Genomic DNA, 600 nt, shown 5'->3' on the forward strand with positions numbered 1-600 from the left:
TCTCCCGCGAGGAAGTAGTCCCGCTTTGTGCTTACGGCCTTGCGGGAAGCCAGAAAACCCAGGGCGAGAACGATGGCGAAGTAGATCGCACAAATAAGCAGATCGAGAGGGCTTAACGTCATGAATTCGGTTTCCTGGTTCCGTCGAGAAACTCCACAGAATGCAGCGGCACACTGGCTATGCCTGCATTACCTGGCCATGCAATTTCGTCTGGCGCTACAAAGAGAATCGAGCAAGGCTGGGAGCGCGGGCGTCTCGCCTGCATCATGCGCCAAGGGCGCATGATCTATAAAGTCTTGAAGGTATCGGCGCACCGCGGAATCCGCACTGACGCACCTTCGGTGTATGGCAGGCGCACCGCCTGCGCTCCCAGCCTTGCACGGTACGCTTGTCTGAGCCTCTTGCGTGGCTCTTGCCATCATCACTCTCCGCCCGCCTTGGGATGGTCGTCCGTCGCAGTTTTTTTCAGCGCTTTCCGAATGCTATGGGCCACTTGTTCCGCAATTACCTCGCTGCCTTCGTCCGTAAAATGAACCCCGTCGTCCGTCTGCAGTGACTTCAATTGAGGGACGGCGAGGCCATACAGGTCGTCAATCGGGA

1 pseudogene is annotated in these 600 nt (G+C 57.3%); it reads right to left on the reverse strand.

Going from position 1 to position 600, the window contains the following annotated elements:
* Positions 1 to 170: pseudogene (locus JNK74_29520) on the reverse strand (DUF2970 domain-containing protein).
* Positions 171 to 600 lie beyond the last annotated feature (430 nt).

It is taken from the genome of Candidatus Hydrogenedentota bacterium (assembly GCA_016791475.1).
Lineage (GTDB): Bacteria > Hydrogenedentota > Hydrogenedentia > Hydrogenedentales > JAEUWI01 > JAEUWI01.